A 1,321-nucleotide genomic window follows, 5' to 3' on the forward strand; every position below is an offset into this window, starting at 1 on the left:
GTACGGAAAAATTTCAGGTCATACAGCGTTATTTAAATGAATCAATTAGTTATCGTGATTTAGCGAAACAAATAGGTGTTGACAACTCCGTGTTACGTTACTGGGTGAAGTTATACGAATATCACGGAGATAAGGCCTTCACCTTTCCCTATACAAATTATTCGCCTGCCTTTAAACTAAAAGTATTACAGTTTATTGAAGAGAATGGCTATTCAATTCGAGAGGCGTCGGCTTTCTTCCACATTCCTGATTTTTCTATGGTACGGAGGTGGAAGAAAAAGTGGGAAAAAGGTGGTATCGATGCCCTTGAAGTAAAGAGAAAGGGGCATCTCGATATGACCGATCATAAAAAGGAAAACAAAATGAAAGAAAGATCTAATAAGGATTCTATAAAGACCATGCAAAAAGAATTAGAACATTTGCGAATGGAGAATGAGTATTTAAAAAAGTTGAATGCCTTAGTTCAAGAAAAGGAAAGATCTCAAAAAAAGACAAAGCGCAAGTAATATTTGAGCTAAGGCATGATTATCCAGTAAACAAATTAGTAAAAATAGCAGGACTGGCACGCAGTACTTATTACCATCTAGTTCTAAAAATGAATGAATCGGATCCTAATGAGGATTTGAAAAACAAGATCTGTTCCATTTATCATGAGCATAAGGGACGTTATGGTTATCGTCGTATCCAGGAAGAGCTTGATAATAGGGGTTATCGCGTGAATCATAAAAAAGTGTATCGCCTCATGAAAGAATTAGGTCTTAAATCTCTTGTCCGAATGAAGAAGTACAAATCTTATAAAGGTAAGGTCGGAAAGAAAGCCAAAAACATCTTAAATCGTAATTTTAAGGCGGAAAAACCTAATCAGAAATGGGTCACAGACATCACCGAATTTAAGCTTTTTGGAGAGAAGTTGTACCTATCTCCGATTCTTGATTTATTTAATGGCGAAATAATCACGTATACCATTGGTTCCAGACCGACGTACTCACTTGTCTCAGACATGTTGGAAAAGTCCTTTGAGCGATTAACAGATCAGAATGAGTTAATTCTCCACTCAGACCAAGGATGGCATTATCAGATGAAACAGTATCATCATGCCTTAAAAGAACATGGAATAACACAGAGTATGTCACGTAAAGGAAACTGTTATGACAATGCCGTGATAGAGAACTTCTTTGGAATTATGAAATCTGAATTTCTTTATTTAAACGAATTTGAAAGTATTGAACACTTTAAACAAGAGCTTGAAGAATATATAAACTACTACAATAACAAACGTATTAAGAAAAAATTAAAGGGCAAGAGTCCCGTACATTATCGA

General features: G+C 35.4%; 1 protein-coding gene. It reads left to right on the plus strand.

The genetic code is table 11. The annotated features are described in order from the left end of the window. Positions 1-1,321, plus strand: a protein-coding gene (locus tag IEV74_RS19540; protein WP_188457025.1) for an IS3 family transposase whose coding sequence is annotated in 2 segments (ribosomal slippage) — positions 1-456 and positions 456-1,321 — 1,322 coding nt annotated over the 2 segments. Because the reading frame shifts where the segments join, the coding sequence is not laid out codon by codon here. This gene is flagged as partial in the annotation.

This window comes from Virgibacillus oceani, from assembly GCF_014638995.1.
Classification (GTDB): Bacteria; Bacillota; Bacilli; order Bacillales; family Amphibacillaceae; genus Virgibacillus_E; species Virgibacillus_E oceani.